This is a genomic window from Mesorhizobium sp. B2-3-15, assembly GCF_006442875.1.
Taxonomy (GTDB): domain Bacteria; phylum Pseudomonadota; class Alphaproteobacteria; order Rhizobiales; family Rhizobiaceae; genus Mesorhizobium; species Mesorhizobium australicum.
In genome coordinates, this window is record NZ_VFVO01000002.1 from 386,380 (window position 1) to 405,579 (window position 19,200).

The 19,200-nt window shown below is 58.7% G+C and carries 12 protein-coding genes; 7 read left to right on the top strand and 5 right to left on the bottom strand.

Annotated elements, in window-relative coordinates; genetic code table 11:
• Positions 1-3 precede the first annotated feature (3 nt).
• From FJ954_RS31790 to FJ954_RS05925, 5 genes are all read right to left on the bottom strand, one after another.
• The gene (locus FJ954_RS31790; protein WP_140660727.1) at positions 4-351 is read right to left on the bottom strand and encodes a hypothetical protein; all 348 of its coding nucleotides are present in this window, start codon (positions 349-351) and stop codon (positions 4-6) included.
• A gap of 504 nt (positions 352-855) precedes the next feature.
• Positions 856-3,945 (bottom strand): DEAD/DEAH box helicase, encoded by a 3,090-nt coding sequence (locus FJ954_RS05910; RefSeq protein WP_140660728.1) that lies wholly within the window; start codon positions 3,943-3,945, stop codon positions 856-858.
• A complete protein-coding gene (locus tag FJ954_RS05915) occupies positions 3,942-5,270 on the bottom strand; it encodes an EH signature domain-containing protein (RefSeq protein ID WP_140660729.1) in 1,329 nt (442 codons plus the stop codon). The genes FJ954_RS05910 and FJ954_RS05915 overlap by 4 nt, the downstream gene beginning before the upstream one ends.
• Entirely contained in the window at positions 5,267-6,232 is a 966-nt protein-coding gene (locus FJ954_RS05920; RefSeq protein ID WP_140660730.1) for an OmpA family protein, read from the bottom strand. The genes FJ954_RS05915 and FJ954_RS05920 overlap by 4 nt, the downstream gene beginning before the upstream one ends.
• On the bottom strand, positions 6,232-8,259 hold the full coding sequence (locus FJ954_RS05925) for a hypothetical protein (protein WP_140660731.1): 2,028 nt from the start codon (positions 8,257-8,259) through the stop codon (positions 6,232-6,234). Before FJ954_RS05925 ends, FJ954_RS05920 begins: the two co-directional genes overlap by 1 nt.
• A 248-nt stretch (positions 8,260-8,507) precedes the next feature.
• On the opposite strand from FJ954_RS05925, the gene FJ954_RS05930 reads away from it, so the two are divergent.
• The 7 genes from FJ954_RS05930 (at position 8,508) to FJ954_RS05960 (ending at position 18,331) form a co-directional block, all read left to right on the top strand.
• A complete protein-coding gene (locus tag FJ954_RS05930) occupies positions 8,508-10,082 on the top strand; it encodes a class I SAM-dependent DNA methyltransferase (RefSeq protein WP_140660732.1) in 1,575 nt (524 codons plus the stop codon).
• The gene (locus FJ954_RS05935) at positions 10,079-11,260 is read left to right on the top strand and encodes a restriction endonuclease subunit S (RefSeq protein WP_140660733.1); all 1,182 of its coding nucleotides are present in this window, start codon (positions 10,079-10,081) and stop codon (positions 11,258-11,260) included. The genes FJ954_RS05930 and FJ954_RS05935 overlap by 4 nt, the downstream gene beginning before the upstream one ends.
• Positions 11,261-11,262: 2 nt before the next feature.
• Complete coding sequence (locus tag FJ954_RS05940) at positions 11,263-12,096, top strand: DUF3883 domain-containing protein (protein WP_140660734.1); 834 nt, start codon at positions 11,263-11,265, stop codon at positions 12,094-12,096.
• A 14-nt stretch (positions 12,097-12,110) separates the two neighbouring features.
• Positions 12,111-12,644 carry a hypothetical protein gene (locus FJ954_RS05945; RefSeq protein WP_140660735.1) on the top strand — a complete coding sequence of 178 codons (534 nt, stop codon included), beginning with the start codon at positions 12,111-12,113 and terminating at the stop codon, positions 12,642-12,644.
• A complete protein-coding gene (locus FJ954_RS05950; protein ID WP_140660736.1) occupies positions 12,641-16,072 on the top strand; it encodes a DEAD/DEAH box helicase family protein in 3,432 nt (1,143 codons plus the stop codon). Before FJ954_RS05945 ends, FJ954_RS05950 begins: the two co-directional genes overlap by 4 nt.
• A gap of 790 nt (positions 16,073-16,862) precedes the next feature.
• Positions 16,863-17,390: a hypothetical protein gene (locus FJ954_RS05955; protein ID WP_140660737.1), complete on the top strand. Its 528-nt coding sequence runs from the start codon at positions 16,863-16,865 to the stop codon at positions 17,388-17,390.
• Between the two features lie 101 nt (positions 17,391-17,491).
• Complete coding sequence (locus FJ954_RS05960) at positions 17,492-18,331, top strand: DUF3102 domain-containing protein (protein WP_181177755.1); 840 nt, start codon at positions 17,492-17,494, stop codon at positions 18,329-18,331.
• Positions 18,332-19,200 lie beyond the last annotated feature (869 nt).

Sequence of the window (19,200 nt, forward strand, 5' to 3'; positions counted from 1 at the left end):
GGCTCAGATGACGCCTAAGGCTACGAAAGCCTGCCGGGCCTCGGCCTTTATAGCAAACGTCCTGCTGTCTTCCTGCCAGTCGGCAAGTAGGCCAGTGTAGAAACGCGCCTCTTTGCCGTCTGGAGTTCTCCTGCCCGGAGCGGCCGGAGCGGGTCCTAGATCAGCCTCGCGCTTGCGACAAAGTTGCCCAAAATGCAGTTGCCAGGCTCCATTGCCTTTAGCTCCGATTGCTGCCGTTAACCCAGCCGCTGTGGTATCGCGGTTGGAAGCCAACACTTGAACGAGTTTCTCTTCGAATGACGACAGCGGACAGCGTTTGAACGCCGCGACAATTCGGTCCTTGAGCTCCAAGTCAAGGCCGCTAGTTGGGGGCGCCAGATGCACCTCCCATTCTTCGCGCTCGCTTGCTAGCCAGTCAATCGGCGGAAGGCCTCGAGGATATGTCTGGTCAAACGGAACTTTCTGGCTAGCGGGATCCATCGTGATAAGCGTGAACCAGCTACCGAGACGGCCATATCTGGCTACTTTGGCCGTCCATGGGTCAGGGTTTGTGAACCGCCGGTGGAGTGTTGCGTGACATGAAGCGCAACACGGCAGAACTTCCAGCGGCTTTCGATAGTCCTCCAAATGGTTGAAGATTCGAACCGACACGCCAACAGCTTTTTCATTTGCACCACAAATGCAGCATTGCGTTGGGCGTTGGAGAGCGCCTGACCGGATCGCATTCCGCAGCAGCTGTCCTACGGCACCGCGTTCCTGGGGCGAGAATCCATTGTAGTGGAGCAAGCGTCCCTCCTTCCCAGCTTGGTCAAGCCAAGAGCGATTCACATCTGTCGCTCAAGTGATGCACAACGGTCATTTATACTCCCAAGCGCCCATTGCGTTGGGTGCGGGTGAGTTAATGCCATCGCGTCTCATCATCGCCGCCATGGCGTCGTCGATTGTGCGACCGGATATAGGTTCGCCTTCCTCCCGCAGCATATGCTGGAGATGTGCCGCATCGTCCGTGGAATCACCCATTGGCCAAAGCGCGGAACTAGCAAGCTTGCGTTTCTTTTGCATGAGGCTCTGAAGCAGCAAATCGAAAGAGTGCTCGCGATATTCAGGATGGACTGCCATGGGAACGTGGACTGTTACTGGTCTGGTCTGACCAAGGCGGTGGACACGGTCGTTGCACTGTTCCTCAACTGCCGGATTCCACCAGCGAGACAGGTGAATCACATGGGTGGCGGCCGTTAGGGTAAGACCGGTTCCCGCTGCTTTTGGACCAAGAACCAGCAGATCGAATCCGCCATCGTTGGTGAGATGCTGCTGGAAGCGGTTTACGACCGCCTGACGCTTCTGGATGGGCGTGTCGCCATTGATGAGTTCAACCCGCGCCAATCCGAACTCGGCACGCACCAGTTCCATGAAACGGAACTGCATCTGCCGGCTCTCAATGAACACCAGAGCTCGCTCACGCGCCGACTTGATGCGCCGCAATATGTCGAAAGTTGCTGCCAGTCGTCCTGACGCGTCGATGAATTCCTGCGCGCCCTCTTGTGCGTTAATTGCCGGATGCACCGAAACGGAACGAATATGGTGCAGCATCTTCAACGCAGCGCCGGGCCCACCGCTTGCAAGCTTCACACGAGCCTCCTCATATCGATCCGCCTGGAGTGGTGGCATTGCTCGCGGATGCATGAAACGTGACTTTGTAGGAAGGTCGCGGGCGACGGTTTCCTTCAGGCGCCGAAAGGCTAGTGGGGGCAAACCGTTCTGCGTCTTGAACACGCGAGAGTGGAGCTCCGACATGTTGTCTTCGTCCGGGGTTCCATACCGATCGCGGAACTCCCGTAACGACCCCAGCGCGCCAGGGGTCAACTGATCCATAATCGCCCAAAGATCGACGGTCGAATTCTCGATCGGCGTTCCCGTTAGACCAATACGAAAGTCGGCGTTAATTGCCCTGGCTGCGTTCGCCGCCAGGGTGCCCGGATTCTTGATATTCTGAATCTCGTCGAAAACGGCAACCGCGAACGGGATTTTGCCAAGCGAATGCTGATAGTTGGTTAGCGTCGTATAGGTGGTTAGGATCCAGGTAAGGTGCCCCGCTCCAGTATTGATCGCACCATGGATATCAGAGAAGTCCAACCTGGATTCGCCGTCCAGAGTATCGCGCCCGTTCGCCCCCGCAAGTTTCCTGGCTCCCGTCGCGGATCCATAGAGCCGTATGAGATGTCCAAGGCCCGGCGATTCGACGTGTTGACTAACCTCCAATTCCCAGTTCTCAAGCAACGACGTCGGAGCAACAATCAGCATTGGGCCGCGGCCTGCCGTCCCGTCACGCTTCATATGCTCGTTTAACCACGTCAGGAATGCGATTGTCTGCAGTGTCTTGCCCAGGCCTTGTTCATCGGCATTCAGGATGCCCGGCAGTCCCGCCTTCCAGGATTCAATCTGCAAGCCTAAGCTCTCGACCTGGTGATCTTTCAGCCTAGTCTTGATCGCATAGGGCACCCCGTCTCCGAGATTTGAATGCCGAGGCCCCCGGATTGGGCGCCAAGACACATCATCGAAGTTGACCTCGGTCTTCAGTATTATGGGGCCGTTTCGGCCTACATCATCGTGATTAGGTTCCTCGTCTGCAGGCCTCCGCGACTGGAGACGACCCTCAAGGACATGAAGCGTCTGGCCGTTCGCGGGAAGTTCAATGCCTTCGAACGATAGAGTTGCAGCCCCTCTTTCGATAGCCGTTTGCAAGCGATCACGCAGTTCCTCGAGCTCGGGTGTCCGGAGTTTATCCAGGCGCTTGAGCACCTCATCGGTGAAGACTTCGGGTAGCCAGGTCGTGCCACTTGAAGCAACTTCCCCTATCGGGTTTCCCGAGTAGGTTTCTATGCCTGTTACGCGGTCGGAGAATCGGGAATACTCCTCGGTCTCGATGAAAAGTGGTCCTGCCGCGGCCTCAACAGCTTCTTCCTGCGCCGCTGACGACAATTCCTGAAAACCGCTTTGCCTTCGTAGTTGCGCCTCAACCGCCTCGGTAATTCGTGCACGAGGATTACGCACGAACGCCCTGCGCTCCTCGGGAGCCGCGCGCTGCATGTCTGCCATGACTTTAAGCGCGGCCCCCGCGCTGCGATCTACGACCAGGAACTTACCTGGCGCGAGTCGAAAGGCATTGAGCGCTCCGCGCTCACGCAATCGTCGCTGAAATTGGGCGAGGTCGGGACCTGCGAGCTCGGCCATGGCCTCACTTGTGACCTCGTCAGGATCGAGCCTTTCATTGGCAAAGGGCAACACTTCGAAGTCGTCACCATCGTGCGTCGGACTGATTGAGAATCCATCGGCGAGCGATACTTCGAGTCCGGAAAGGAAGTCCGTCATCGAAAGCCGAGCCATGGCACTATCCGCTGACATATCTACACCTGGCTCAAGCGCCTTGCGAAAGCGCGCTAAAGCCTCCCAGTGCTCAGCGTCGTCCTTGGATTTACGAAACCCCTCTGCAACCTGGATTGCCTCGAGCATCCATAATGGCAGCCGCTGCAGGCCTCGATCCGTCTCTAGAAGCGATCCAGTTCTCTTCGGAGTTCGTTGCTGGCCCGATCGCTGCCACTGGACTTGGAGGCGAAAGCCCTCTGTCCCGAGCACGCCCTCTGCGTCGGTGCGCAAGGTCAGGTCCGTCAGCGCAGGCAACCCGATCTCAACTGCAGTGGAGTTGTCCAGTGCTGCGGCCAGACGATGTCCGAGCGTGATACGGTCGGCCGATATCTGGACGGCTTCGCCAAGGCCGTCGGCCGTGGATTTGAGATCCGCGAGAGCCAGCACTAGCCGGCGATCGGCGCCCGAAAGCGTTTCGAGATCAACTTTCTTGACGCGCATGAAACGCCCCAGCAGACCAGAGCGGTCGGATGAGAAGCGCAGCGTGATCCTGGCCGCGTCGTAGCTGAGTTCAAATGTCATCGGGACAGCGCCATCAGAACGCGAGATTGCCAGTCGCCCCGGTGAGCGATCTCATCGAGGTTCGGGAGTTTCCGGATGTCTGCCACATCGTAACGCGACCGATAAAGCTCAGGGGTGCGTGGCTGGTCGGCCCTGAAAAAATGGACTGGAAAGCTGTATGTTCCTTCAATGACGATCTTGTTGCGGATCCGCATGACAAGCAGAGACTTGTCACGCTCCCCAACCTGTCGGCCGAAACGCCGTCCACTTTGACGGCCGTCCGTCGGTAACTTCGACAGCGCCGCACGGTGTCCTTCATCGTTGAAGGCGATCCAGACTTCATCGATGCGCCCCTGCTCATGAAGCGTCCACCAGAATTTCTCCCTGTCGGCCCACATGTGACCGCGTTCGACTTCCGTTAGAACTCGGAACAAGAATCGGATGTCCGCACCCATTAGCCAGCGCAGGAAGATCTGGACCAAAGCTGGGTCGACCTCATTCCAGGCAGGATGAGGGTTGACACGAGGATGACTGTAGAGCTGCGTCAATCGATCAACCAGCAGGCTCTGAATTTCTGCCGGAGGGTTGCGTGTCCGCCAGTGGCCCAGCAGAACTTCTATCGCCTTACCTGCTCCCACCTGTCTGAGCGCACGATCATCCGGTTTAAGCCACCCCAGCAATCGCTCAATTTCATCAAGCGATCCGAGTTGCGGCCCGATGATATTGAGAAATTCGAGATGAGCCGCGTCCATTAGACCGGGCGCGTGCGGCTGATGAAGTCCCAACGCCCGAAGGCCATGCCAAGGATCCGGCATAAGGTCCATTTTTGCGGCAAGCGCCGAGGGCGCATGGCGCGCGTCGAGCAACTCCGGGACGTTCTCTAGGAGAGGCTGCCAACGAGCTCCGATCTTGGCGCGAGAGTGTTGCAGCGCTTCAGCCAACTCCATCGTGTGGACCTTACCTGTCTCGTAGCTCTCAATATAGATCCGCACCATCGGGTTGATAAAACCATGCCGCGTCGTTGCGCGAATCTCGGCACACAGAAAGCGGCGAATGGCGGCCAGATCGTCACGAAACCGGTGTGCTGGCGCATAGACGAGAGAAGCTACGCGCGTCACGAAACTCATTGGCACCTTGTGCCAATCGTGTGCTCTGATCCTGCGCAGCATCTCGGAGAAGAGCCGTTCGGCGTCCCGCTCCGGAGGCTTGTCGGGTGCGTCGTATCTGTCGAGAACACGATGGATGTTCCGCTCGATCAACTCGAAAGATGGCAGGGAAGGCGTCGCGAGCGATCTTAGATCGCCGAGTTGATGAGCTAGGGACCGTTGGTGCGCTTCTTGGGTCACGGGCGACTCATCCTAGATCCGATGAGCGCATTCCGCACCTTCTCGATCTCATCGGTGTCTCGGGGAACGTGCATGATAATGCGCAGGTCTATGCGTCGGTTTGATGCCTTGTGCTCGACCGTATCGTTCGGCGCGATCGGACGCATCCGGCCATAACCGGCGACCGACAGAACCGGCTGTCGCTGGAAATTGAGGTAGCTCAACAGCTGTTGGTGCGTGGTCATCGCACGGAAGGTGGTCGTAGCGCGATTGGTGGACAGCACAAGATTCGCCATATCGTCGCCGTCTGAGTCTGTGTGGCCTTCGATCTGGACGGCCTCGATAAGGGCGAACCCCGAATTGCAATTCGTGTCGAATCTGGCGTCAGCGCCCAGCGTGTAGCAAGGCACTATGTCGTGGAGGCGATCTGCCAACACCTGCACAAGGCGCAGTCCGTCCGGAAGAAGCGTATACTCCCCCCGCTTGAAAAGCCCTTCGCCCTGGAAGCGAAGCGACTCTTCACTAAGCATCAGCTGGAGATCCGGAAAGTCGAGCGCAATTCGGTCACGCAACTGCTGAAGGATGCGACGCCGAGTCTCCATGCTGTTGTTGATATAGGCTTCAAGAGGATTGGGTTTTCTTAGCCTTTCCAGCTCAGCCTCGAGCTGCGCGATCTGGGCCTTCAGCGCGGCAATTTCCTTCTCCGCGTTCTCGCGGGCTGCGATGGCCGCGTCGCGCTCGGTTTCCAATTGCACAATGCGTTGCTGTAGTCGTTTGAGTTCTTCAGCCAACGCGTCTCGTTCGTTCAATACCTGCTCGTATTGGGAACGAGGCACCATTTCTGACGGATTGTATCGACTCGCGAAGAAAGCAAGCAGCAGGATGACGATGAAGAGGAAACCAACCGTCATGTCTGTCATCGACACGAAGGCGGACTCCTCCTCTTCCTCATGCCGGCGACGACGCATGGAGCCGGCACGCATCAGCTACGTCCCTGCTGTGGTTGGAATTCCTGCAGTCCGTCAAGGATCGTCTGAAGCGTCGACAGCGCCGTGTTCAGTTGACCCGCCATACTCTGAACATGGCTGCGAACGGCCTGCATCGCCTGTTCAGTCTGGCTGGAGTAAAGATCGAACGCATGGCCAAGCTTGTCGTCGATCGTATCCATGCGATCGCCCTGACCACGCAGCCGTTCGAGCATGGTCGTGACCGCGGCAAGCGAGCTTTCAACGCCCTGGCGTTCTGCGGCAATCGTCTCACGGGCCACCTCCAATGTCCGGGCAGCCGCCTCCGCGGTTGCCCGCGAGCTTTCCCGGACCGTTGCGACCGCATCTCGCGTGCCATCAGCAAATTGACGGAGAGTGCCCTCGATTCGCTCCGATGTTGCACGGACAGGCGCTGCCGCGGTCACGAGTTCATGGGAGGCCCCGCGGAACGCACCTGCGGCTTCAGCACTGGCCGACGCGCCGTCGCGCACCGCATCCGCGAGTCTGCGCATTTGATCTACACCGCCTGTGAGCGAACCCACCATGTCATCGAGCTGGCGTGCGATCGCCTCGATCGGAGCTATCAGATCATTGCCCGCCCTCGAGGAAAGCGCTTCAGTCATTCCAGTGATATCGGCACCCGCCTTGCTGAATGCCTCCAGCATTGACTGTCCAGCTGCACCAATCGCTTTGCCCGCATCTTCGCTCGCGACCTCCAAGCGAGCCTTTGCCGCATCGGCACCATTACGCGCCGCAGTCTCCATTTCGCTGCGCATGGTTGCAGCAGCGTCGCGCATGTCTGCCGCCGCGGCCGAAATCGCACGCGCACCCTCGCCGGTGTTGTCGCGAATGCTTTCCAGTGTTCGGTTCATAACGCCAAGCAGTTGCTCGGCGCCTTGGCTAAACACGCCGGATGCGGATTCCGCGGAAGCCGACATTGCTCCGCGCAACTCGTCCACGGCCTGGGCGACGCGGGCAACGGCTGTCTCCATCTCGCTTCCCATCCGGCCAGAGGACTGGTCCATGCGTTCGGCCAACTGGCTGATCTTATCGCCAGCGCGCGCCAGGTGTTCACTTGCCTGCCCAAGAGCACCGGCGACTCCTTGCGTCACCTGCTGCGACAGGTCCGTCGCCATGGTCGAAATGCTCTCCGTGCCCTGTTGGCTCACCTTATCAAGGAGGGGCTGCATGGCTGTCGTGATCGAGGACGAAATGGCCTGCGGCAGCTCGGTTTTCAGAGGCCCACCGATCTCTGCGATCATTTGCAGGGTAAGTTGCCGCTGGTGCTCGCGACTTTCGATTGTCGCCCGGAGTTGATCGACCGCAATCTGCTCCAGACTGGCGAAATTGATCCGGCCTTCGACCGTCCTGCAAAGCCGATGCAACTGTTCATCGAGTTTGCCAACGAATATCCGAAGCCCAACCGTCAACACGATCGAACAGATCAGACCCGTCAGAGACATGATGAACTTGGCCGATGCTATCCGTAGCAGATTGGCCATTGCCGTGTCGTCGATATGCTTTCCAGACAGTGCATTCAGCGCCGCGATAAGCCCAAGAAAGGTGAGCGCCAGACCGATCGAGACGAACAGCCCTGGCCAGATTCGATAGAAGCCCTGGCCAAAATGCAGATCGTCGATGTTGAAAAACGCCGATGGACGCACAGAATTGCGAAGTAGCGGTTCGCCGCTAGAGTTGTCGATGAACAGCGTCTCGTCGAACTCGCTCCACGCTTCGCGCAGAGCTTCCTGCTCTTTGCCGCCCTTCTGGCTATTGAACCACGCACTAATTTTCTCGCGGCCTTGAAGCAGCGGCGAGTCGCCGCTGCCGAGTTCGCGTCGCAACTGTTTGATCGAGCCTATCCGCTTCCGGAAAGTGAGCCATGCAGACGCTAGAATGACTGCGAGTGCAATCAGCAGCACGATCACGACGACGCCTGGCGCCGCGTCACCAGTCAGGAAAGACGCAGCGGAAAGAACCAGGTCCTTTACAAAGGTCCCTAGCTCAAGAATCGAACTAAACATACCTGCTACTTCACCCCTCTACCGGAACGACCTCCGGCATTACCGCCCCAGCTAGCAAAGCTCCGATATTCGCCAGCAAATTTCTACTGTTGCCCGAATTTATCCACTACGACGTGTCTCTTGCTTGCGCAATCGGCGATATCGAGGGCAAGTCCAATCGACCAGCTCCGGGCCGCACATCGGGTCGGTTCCATCGCGAGCGAACTCCTTCTAGTGTCTTGCGATTGGTGCGAATCGAGTGGACAAGTATGATCACAGGTGAATTGCGTTCGAAAATCGATGCCGTCTGGAACGCCTTCTGGGCGGGTGGCATCGCCAATCCGCTTGAGGTGATCGAGCAGATCACCTACCTGCTGTTCATGCGTGGGCTGGACGATGCCGAGCAGCTCGAGGAAAACCGCTCCACTCGCACGGGTCAACCGATGCGTCGTCGCATTTTTAAGGATGGCAAGGACGGCATCGGCGAAGGTGGCGGCGTCCCTTATGCGGACATGCGGTGGTCACGGCTGAAGAACAAAGATGCCGGCACGATGTTCGAACTCGTTGCCGAACACGTCTTCCCGTTTCTGCGCACCATGGCGGAGGACGGCACAGCGCACGCCACGCACATGAAGGGCGCGCGCTTCACCATTCCGTCACCGGCGCTGCTGGTGAAGGTGGTCGATCTCATCGACAAGCTGCCGATGCAGGATCGCGACACCAAGGGCGACCTTTATGAATACATGCTGGGCAAGATCGCCAGCGCGGGCCAGAATGGCCAATTCCGAACGCCGCGCCACATCATCGCTTTGATGGTGGAGATGACGGCACCGACGCCGAAGGACATCATCTGCGACCCGGCGTGTGGCACGTGCGGCTTCCTGGTCGCCGCAGGCGAATATCTGCGCGACAATCATCCAAAGATGTTCCACGATCAAGAGAGCCGCGACCATTTCAATGAGGAGATGTTCCACGGCTTTGACTTCGACAACACCATGCTGCGCATCGGCTCGATGAACATGACGCTGCATGGTGTCGAGGATCCCGACATCCGCTACAAGGATTCGCTCAGCCAGGAGCACGCTGGCGACGAGGACCGCTATTCGCTTGTCCTTGCCAATCCGCCCTTTGCAGGCTCGCTGGATTACGAGACCACCGCCAAGGATCTGCTCTCGATCGTCAAGACCAAGAAGACCGAACTCCTGTTCATGGCGCTGTTCCTGAAGCTATTGAAGCCAGGGGGGCGCGCGGCGGTGATCGTGCCAGATGGTGTGCTGTTCGGCTCGTCCACTGCCCACAAGGAAATCCGCCGCATGCTGGTCGAGGACCATCGGCTCGACGGCATCGTCAAGCTGCCCTCCGGTGTGTTCCGGCCCTATGCCGGTGTTTCGACGTCGATTGTGCTGTTCACCAAGACCGATTCCGGCGGCACGGATCATGTCTGGTTCTATGACTGCAAGGCCGATGGGTTTTCGCTTGACGACAAGCGCAATGCCCTGTTGCCTGGCGAAAAAATAGGGCCGACACCGGGACCTCGCGAGGCCGGCCAATTCGTCGATCTGACGCTTACCCGCGAGGAACTGGCGAAGAACAACCTGCCTGACATTGCCGCGCGCTGGGTTGAGCGCAATGGCACCGAGCGCGAGCGGCCCCGGACCGCCCAAAGTTTCTGTGTGCCTAAGGCCGAGATCGCCGCCGCCGGCTATGATCTTTCCATCAACCGCTACATGGAAATGGTGCATGACAGGCAGGAGCACCGCCCGCCGAAGGAGATCATTGTCGAACTCAAGGCGCTGGAGAAGGAGATCGCTGGGGGCATAGAGGAACTGGAGGCTATGTTGTGAATGTTCGCAGTGTGCCTATCGGCGACCTAACGACGAGCGTCAGCACGTGGAACCCGGTTAGGAATCCAGAAGAACCATTTCGCTACATCGACCTAAGCGCGGTCGATCAGGACATCAAATCGATTGTGAGTGCATCCGTGATCAAGGGAAGAGATGCACCGACCCGAGCTAGGCAGATCGTTGCCTGCGGTGATGTTCTGGTATCCACGGTGAGGCCAAATCTGAACGGCGTTGCACCTGTCTCCAAAGAGTATGATGGGGCCACGGCGTCAACGGGTTTCTGCGTTTTGAGACCGAATGCCGGCAAGCTGCTAAGCAGCTATCTCATGCACTGGGTTCGAACACCGCAGTTCATCCAATCGATGATTCGTGAGGCGACTGGGGCAAGTTATCCCGCCGTAAGCGATCGGATTGTGAAGAACTCTCTCATCCCACTCCCGTCACTCCCTGAGCAGCGGCGGATAGCGACAATCCTGGACAAGGCGGATGCGCTGCGCCGCAAGCGCAAGCGCGCCATCGAACTGCTCGACAGCCTCACGCAGTCGATCTTTCTGGAGATGTTTGGGGATCCTACCGCCAACCCAAAGGGTTGGGAGAAGACGAAGCTGGGCGATCTTTGCGACGTGGGATCCAGCAAAAGAGTCTTTGCAAGCGAGTTTGCTGAAGAAGGAGTGCCGTTTTATAGAGGCATGGAAGTTGGGAAACTAGGCGCCGGCGAGATCATCCACCCCGATTTACATATTTCTCAGGATCACTATGAAAGCATTATTCAAGAATCAGGAAAGCCAGAAATTGGAGATTTATTACTTCCATCGATTTGCCATGATGGAAGAATATGGAGGGTGAACACCAGCGACCCATTCTATTTCAAAGACGGAAGGGTTTTATGGATCAAGAGACGCGCGTCGGAGATAAACAGCGAGTATTTGCGGAATCAGCTAAAAAATATATTTGTTAATAAATACCAATCAATTGCTTCTGGAACAACCTTCGCGGAGTTGAAAATTGTTAACCTGAAGAATTTGTGGATTCTGAATCCGCCACTACACCTACAGAATGAATTTTCTGCCCGAATTTTGGGAGTCGAAAAACAGCAATCGGAGTCCAGTCATTCAGAGAAAGCTATCGCCATCCTCTTCTCCTCCCTTCAATCTAGCGCCTTCTCTGGCCAACTCTGACCATGTCGGACGCGCTCGCCGGGACCGATTGGAGCGACCGCGAAATCGACCTGATCGTCGCCGACTATTTCGACATGCTGTCGCTCGAGCTGGCGGGTCGTGCCGTCGTAAAGGCACAGCGCAATGGGGCGCTGCAGGAACTCACAGGCCGCAGCCGCGGTTCGATCGAACTCAAGCATCAGAATATCAGCGCGGTGCTCTATCGGCTCGGCATGCCCTGGATTGCCGGCTACAAGCCGATGGCGAATTTTCAGGGCGCACTGGTCGACGGCGTCGAGCGCCGTATCGCCCGAGAACCGGCGCTCTTCGAGAATCCGGTCTCGTCGGCGCCAGCGGCCGGTTGGCAAGAGCCCCGGTCCCTTTTCTTCGAAGCACCACCTGTGGCGACTTTTGAGGCAGTGCCGCCCGTGCTGGAGCGGATCGTGCGAAAGTTTGATCCGGCCCTCCGAGATGCCCGAAACCGACAATTGGGCAAAAGCGGTGAGGAACGTGTTTTATTTGCAGAGCAGACAGGCTTGCGCGTGGCCGGGCGCGAAGATCTTGCCCGAAAGGTGCGCTGGGTGTCTGTGGAGGATGGCGATGGCGCCGGCTATGACATCCGCTCGTTCGATCCGGCCGGCAGGGAGCGCCTGATCGAGGTTAAGACCACCACCGGCCACAAGCAGACACCGTTCCTGCTCTCGGAGAATGAGCGGGCCTCCTCGGAGGAGCGGCCGGATGCCTTCCGGCTGGTGCGGCTGTTCGACTTTGCTCGCCAGCCCCGGGCGTTCGAACTTACGCCGCCGCTGGATAGATCCGTGCAGCTGAAAGCTGCGACCTGGCGGGCGGAGTTCTGAGGAGACAGACACGAATGACCGACACCGGCACTTTCCGCCTTACGCTACCAGGCCAAATGCTGCGGCGAGGTTTTTGGCTCTATGTTTGGAAGGTCGCCGCTGCCGACGGTCGCGAACTTCTCTATGTCGGGCGGACAGGTGACAACTCCAGCCCTAACGCCTCGCCACCATATATTCGGATGGGACAGCACCTCGGTTCAATGAAGAACCAGAACGCACTACGCCGCCATCTCACGACCTGTGGAATCGAACCCGAGACGTGTGGGTCCTTTGAGCTAGTCGCCCACGGCCCCATCCACCCCGAAGTCGTTAAGCCCGAAGATTTCGATCATGCTGATAAGCTCATGCGAGATTCTCTTATGGAATTACACACGCCTTTCCGAAATAGTGTGGGCGCGATGGAAAAGCAGCTGGAAAAAGAACTTCGTTCTGTCGGTTACGTCGTTATGAATGAGGTGAAATGGAAGCACAGTGTCAATGACGCGGAATGGATTCCCATCCGACGGGCATTCGCGACTGATTTCCCAAAGCTCAAGGACTTGAAGTGACGTCCAACTTCACATTCCTCGCAGCAGAGTTTCCAACCGTCCATGAGGCGGCCGTGGAAGCCGAGCGGCAGGCGGGCGTGTCGCCGACGGCGGCGGCGTTCTTCGCTGGCAAGACGGTGGAGCTCGCCGTCAAATGGGCATTCCGCAACGATCCTGGCCTGAAGCTGCCCTACCAGGACAATATCGCCGCCCTGCTGCATGAGCCGAGCTTTCGCCGCGCGGCCGGCGAGGCCGTGTTCGCGAAGGCGAAGTTCATCAACACGCTGCGCAACCGCGCCGTGCACGAGGAAAAGACCATCCGGCCTGGAGATGCCACCGGGGCGGTCAAGGAACTTTTCCACGTCTGTTTCTGGCTGGCACGCACCTATGCCCGTAAGGCAAAGCCGGCGGATGGGTTGGCCTTCGACCCCTCGGTGCTGGCGCGCCGTGACGAGACGCTGAAGAAAGCCTTCGCGCATCTGAAGGCGCAGCAAGCCGAGCTCGACGCCAAGAACGGCGAACTGACCAAGCTGCTGTCCGACAGGCAGAACCTCGACGCAGAATTGCAGCGCCTGCGTACCGAAGTGGCAGCCGCTCGGCATGCCGCCGAGGCGACTCCCTCCACGCATGACTACAACGAAGCCGAGACTCGCGACCGCTTCATCGACCTCCTGCTGCGCGAAGCGGGCTGGGCGCTGGACCGGCCGGAAGACACGGAGTTCCGCGTCGAGGGCATGCCCAACGAGCAGGGCATAGGCTTCGTCGACTATGTGTTGTGGGGCGCGGATGGCAAGCCGCTGGGCCTGGTCGAGGCCAAGCGCACGCGCAAGGATGCCCGCCAGGGCCAGCAGCAGGCAAAACTCTATGCCGACCGGCTGGAGGCGCGCTACGGCCAACGGCCGGTGATTTTCTACTCGAACGGCTATGAGCACTGGATTTGGGACGATGTGCGCTATCCGCCGCGCCAGATCGGTGGCTTCTACAAGCGCGACGAGTTGGAGCTCCTGATCCAGCGGCGCACATCCGCCAAGAAGCTCGCCGAGACAAAGCTCAACACGAAGATTGCCGGCGACAAGCGCCCCTACCAGCAGCGCGCCATCCGTGCCATCGCCAAGGCCTTCGAGGATGAGGGCGAGCGCAAGGCACTGCTCGTGATGGCCACGGGCTCAGGCAAGACGCGCACCGTCATAGCGCTGGTCGACCTTTTGATGCGCGCTGGCTGGGTGAAGCGCGTGCTGTTCCTTGCGGATCGCGTGGCCTTGGTGAACCAGGCGGCTGGCGCCTTCAAGGCGCATTTGCCGGATTCGGCGCCAGTCAATCTGGTTACGGAGCGCACCAGCGAGGGCCGCGTGTTCCTGTCCACGTATCCGACGATGATGAACCTCATCGATGGCCGGCAGGAGGGCAAGGCGAAGTTCGGCCCCGGGCATTTCGACCTCATCGTCATCGATGAGGCGCACCGGTCGGTCTACCAACGCTATCGCGCGATCTTCGAGTATTTTGACTCGTTCCTCGTCGGCCTAACCGCGACGCCCAAGGACGAGATCGACAAGAATACCTATTCGCTCTTCGATCTTGAAGACGGGGTGCCCACAGACGCCTATAGCCTCGAGGAAGCTGTTGCCGACGGGCATCTCGTGCCGCCCGTGGCGATCTCCGTGCCGTTGAAGATCGTGCGCTCCGGCTTGCGCTACGACGATCTCTCCGAGGAGGAGAAGGATCAGTGGGACATGCTGGAGTGGGGCGAGGACGAGATCCCCGATACGGTCGAGGCGGCCGAGGTGAACAAGCGCCTGTTCAACCAGGACACCGTTGATCAGGTCATCGCGCATCTGATGCAGAACGGGTTGAAGGTCGAAGGCGGCGACCGGCTCGGCAAGACCATCATCTTCGCCAAAAACCAGGCACACGCTGTTTACATCGAGGCTCGCTTTAACGCGGCCTATCCGTCGCTTGCTGGACACTTCGCTCGCGTCATCACCTATGAGAGCGGCGCCTACGCGCAGACGCTGATCGATGACTTCTCCAAGAAGGGCAAGGCCCCGCACATCGCCATCTCGGTCGATATGCTGGACACCGGCATCGACGTGCCGGAGGTGGTGAATCTCGTCTTCTTCAAGCAAGTGCGGTCGAAGACCAAGTTCTGGCAGATGATGGGTCGTGGCACACGTCTTTGCGCCGACCTGTTTGGGCCAGGCCAGGACAAGGAGTTCTTCCGCGTCTTCGACTATTGCCAAAACCTCGAGTTCTTCGGTGCCAATCCAGAGATCAAGGAAGCCAGCGCTGCCAAGTCGCTGTCGGCCCGACTGTTCGCCGCTCGGCTCGATCTTGTGCGTGCGGTAGATGAGAAGGATGGCACGGCGGGCGGCTTTGCCGCGCCCGAGCAGCAACCTTACGAAGCGCCTGGCAATCGACCGGACCCGCCAAGCGTGGAAGAGGTGCGCGCGAGCGCGCTGGCCGTTCTGCGCGAGACCGTCGCCGGCCTGAACCTCGAGAACTTCATCGTGCGCCAGAAACGCCGGACGGTCGAAAAATACCAGGCCGACCAGGCTTGGAATAACATCGACGACGAGGCGCGCGATGAGTTGGTGAGCGATATTGCGCCGCTTCCATCGTCGCGTGAACTGGGCACTGAAGAGGCGAAACGCTTCGACCTGCTGATGTTCCAGCTGCAGCTTGCCCTTCTCAAAGGCTCGAAGCGCTTCGATACGCTGAAGAAGCAACTCCTCGAATTCGCATCCGCTCTTGAAGACCAGACGGCCATTCCGGGCATCGCAGCGCAGGCCGCGCTCATCGAGGAGATCCAGACTTCGCAGTGGTGGGAAGGCGTGAGCGTTCCTCTGCTGGAACTGGTCCGGCTGCGCTTGCGCAATCTGATTCAGCACATCGAGAAAGGCCGTCGGGCGATCGTCTACTCGAACTTCGCCGACGAGATCGGCGCCGGCGAGGAGATCGACCTGCCGCAGGTCGGCGAGGCCGATTTCGTGCGCTTCAAGGCGAAAGCGCGGCACTTCCTGCGTGGGCTTTCCGGGAACCAGGTTCTCGATAAGCTGCGCCGGGGTAAGCCGCTGACCCGATACGATCTGGTGGAATTGGAACGGCTGCTGCTGGAGGCGGGGATTGCCGGCCCGCAGGATATAGCGCGCGCCAGGGAGGCCAGCCGCGGCTTCGGTCGCTTCGTGCGCTCGCTGGTCGGGCTCGACCGTTCAGCCGTCAGTGACGCCTTCGGTGAATTCTTATCGCATGGCGTCGCCACGCATCAGCAGATCGAGTTCATCGGCCTGGTCATCGAGCACATGACCGAAGCCGGCTCGATGGATCCCGCACTGCTCTACGAGGCGCCGTTTACCGACATCGCTCCGACCGGACCGGAACAGGTGTTCGACGAAGGCCGGGTGGCCGGCCTTATCGCCCGCATCCGAGACATCAGCGAGAGTGCTGCGGTTTAGTTCAGCTTTGAAGACCGGTGCCAAAGCTTCGTCTAACCGTCTCGCATCCGCTTGGCCTGCTGCATGATATCCCTGCATAGATTGACTTTCCCCCCTGCTGGATCGAGCACTACTATGGCGGCCATCCAGCAAGGGGGATCTTGTTCGATTCTGCATCGACAGTGTTGAAGAGCTTAGCCTTGTCATGGCGGCCAGGTGGGATGCGTAACCTGGCCATAACTCCGAATCCCGGGCCGTAAGGCCCCATCCGGTTAGGGTGGCGTTTTCTCGCCGCCCATCGTCGTGCCCAGCTTAACTCCAACCAGCACACGACACGCGGTCGTAGTTCTCACTACGGTGCCGCGATCTTTTCATTGCGTCCTTTGATAGCTGGCGACAACCAGGAGCGGGCGTCCGGATTTCTCCGGGGAGCGATCGTCCTGATCTTCCGGTCGGCTGCGGCTGCCTCATAGTGTCCTCACGGTATAAGGACGGGCCGTCTCCATCGAGGCCGCTATGTTCGCATTCCCACTGGGAAGAGGCACGCCGTCTATTTGACTCATATCGGCGTTCGCTTTGTCGGCAGGTCGTTGGGTGGCTTCGGCTTTGAACGTGTGCTGCCTTGATGGCGAGGAGTCGTGGAGCCGCATGGCGTGGCGGGGATGCCCTTGCACGACTACTCGATAGTAAGCGAACGCTTACTATCCGTCAAGACGAGGGGTGGTCTTGAGAATGGCGCGCTGCTCAGCAATTTTCCTCTTGACTCGTGATCGTGATTTCTATATTCACGATCACGAAAGGAGATTGAGCCATGGCCAAGTCAGCGGCGGAACGCAAACGCAACCAGATTGAACGGCAGCGGGAGCAGGAACGCTTGCTGCCTGACAGCACTTATTCGTTTCTTCGCGAGCCCTTCTACGCCTGGCTAGAGCGAACCGGCGCTGGCGGCGACTGGGGATCGGCAATGCAGCACTTGGACATGGCGGCGCTGCCCGAGCCGGATTTTGTTGATGACCGCGGCCCCTATTCCCGCCGTGGGGAGTTCGAAAGGGACAGCAACTATGACCCCTATGAGGGGTTCGAAGGTTCAATTGGCCGAGCAGAAAGCATGGTCGACAATCTCATCGCAGCTGCCGCCGGCATGGCGATGGTGATCAATAGATACAAACAGGAGGAACTTCAGAAGCGAATATCAGAAATCGAACGATCAGATCTCTCGGATCCTGAGGTCCGCAAGAAGGCGCTGGCCGACATCGTCCGGCTGAAGACCATGATGGATCGCCTTCAAGACAAGATGATCCGGGTTTCGATCTATCAATGGAAGATCAAGGGCGCATAGCAACAAAACATGCCTGCCGGAACGGTTGCAGCCGCCCGGCAGGCGGGAAATGCCGACTATCAATCAACCTTTCCAGGCATCGCTATCAAAAGGAAATAACGATGAGCGACGAGTTTACCACACCCCTCGCATCAGCAGCAACGACCACTGTTGGGAATGAACTCCAGGACTTCAACTTCAGCACCGGAGCAGCTGTCGAAATCGCGACCGTCAAGGAACTGGCTTCCGAAACCGTTTCGGATTTCAACCTCGCGGCTGTAACCGGCCGCATTCACAAGCTGTTCGACAGGATGAAGGCCGGCGCGGTCGAGATCGGCAGGGCATTCATCGTTGTTAAGTCCAATCTTCCCTACGGTGAGTTCGGCAAGTGGCTCGACACTGAATTCAAGATGACCGACCGAACCGCGCAGAATTACATGAATGCTGCGTTGGCAGTGCACGAAAATGGGGCCCTCGCCATCCTGCCTGACAAGGCGCTGTATATCCTTGGGGCCAAGAACACCCCTCCCGAAATCATCGAGAAGGTGGTGACGCAGATCAAGTCCGGGAATATTCCTTCGACGCGGGATATCGAAGCAGATGCAATGTCCGCGCGGAAGGAAGCAGCGCAGGAGCGTCTTGCGGCGGCCAAGCTCGCGGCGAGGACCAAGCGCATGGCCCCCGAAGACGCGGCGAAGTTGACGCTGAAGGAAGAAAAGCGTGCCGCTGCTAGAAAGGCGAGGGAGGATTTCGAACGCGCCGAAAGGAAGCGGAAGCGTGAGGAAGCCGAACAGATGAGCGAAAACGCCGTCGTCTTTCTCATGGAACACCTTGGCAATCGCTTCGCGGAGTTCACGGAGCTCTGCCAGGCGGTAGACAGCTGGACGTTCCTTCACGCGCTGAGGCGCGCTACATATCCGTCTAACGTCGTCGCGCTCGCCGCCAAGAAGGACGCTGCGTGAGCGCGGTAGATCTCCTCGAGCAGGAGTTGTGCAACGCCCTCGGCGCTTTGATGGAATTTTCAGCCACGCGGCACGAAGATGACTGGCGGATGTTCAGTGCCGCATACCTTCGTGCGAGTCTGGTTGCAAAGAATGTCGGCATTGACTTCCAAATGCCGAGGCCGGTCTTGCGCGTCAGGGCTTGCGCGCGGAAAGCGTAGTCTCGCGCACAGGCCACAATGGCCCCGGCGCTTAGCCGCCGGGTGTCTTCGCTCCAGATGATTGCGAGTTCATGGGAGGCGAGGGGCACCAGTCCAGCCCCAAACATGACGAGGACAGGCTGAAATGCCTCCTTTGCGGAATTCGAACGTCAGTCGAATAGGTCTTCGGTGTCGCGATATGCCCAACCACCGCGATAGAACACTGCCCGTCAGAAGCGATCCTTCGGAGCGAGGGCCATTGGTAATTTGACTAGAGCCGCAGTGGCAGAGAAATACATATCCGGCCTTGCAGGGTAAGGCGTTTCAGCCTCCTCGCTGAGCAACGTCAGCGGTGGGTCCCGATATTTGAGCGCTTCTTTTGGAATTCCAGCGCAATCGCGTCGCTCTATACGCTTGCTTGTGCGTTTTGTGTGCGGCCCGTTAGAGATCCGAGACGTTGTCACCGAGCGCAAAAAGCCGAAATCGGGCTGCGGGTGACAACATAAGGGAAACTTAGCGCAACATAGAGTTACGTTTTGGGCTGTTTGGGTGCCTTTGATGTTGGCACAGTCAACCGGCCTGGAGGCGGTTTAGGGGTCTTGGCGGTGATGCATGTTGACAGTGTCAACATGCATGTTGGCGCCCTTCGGGCCCGATGACAACGTGCGATAGGCCGGCACGCTCCCAAAG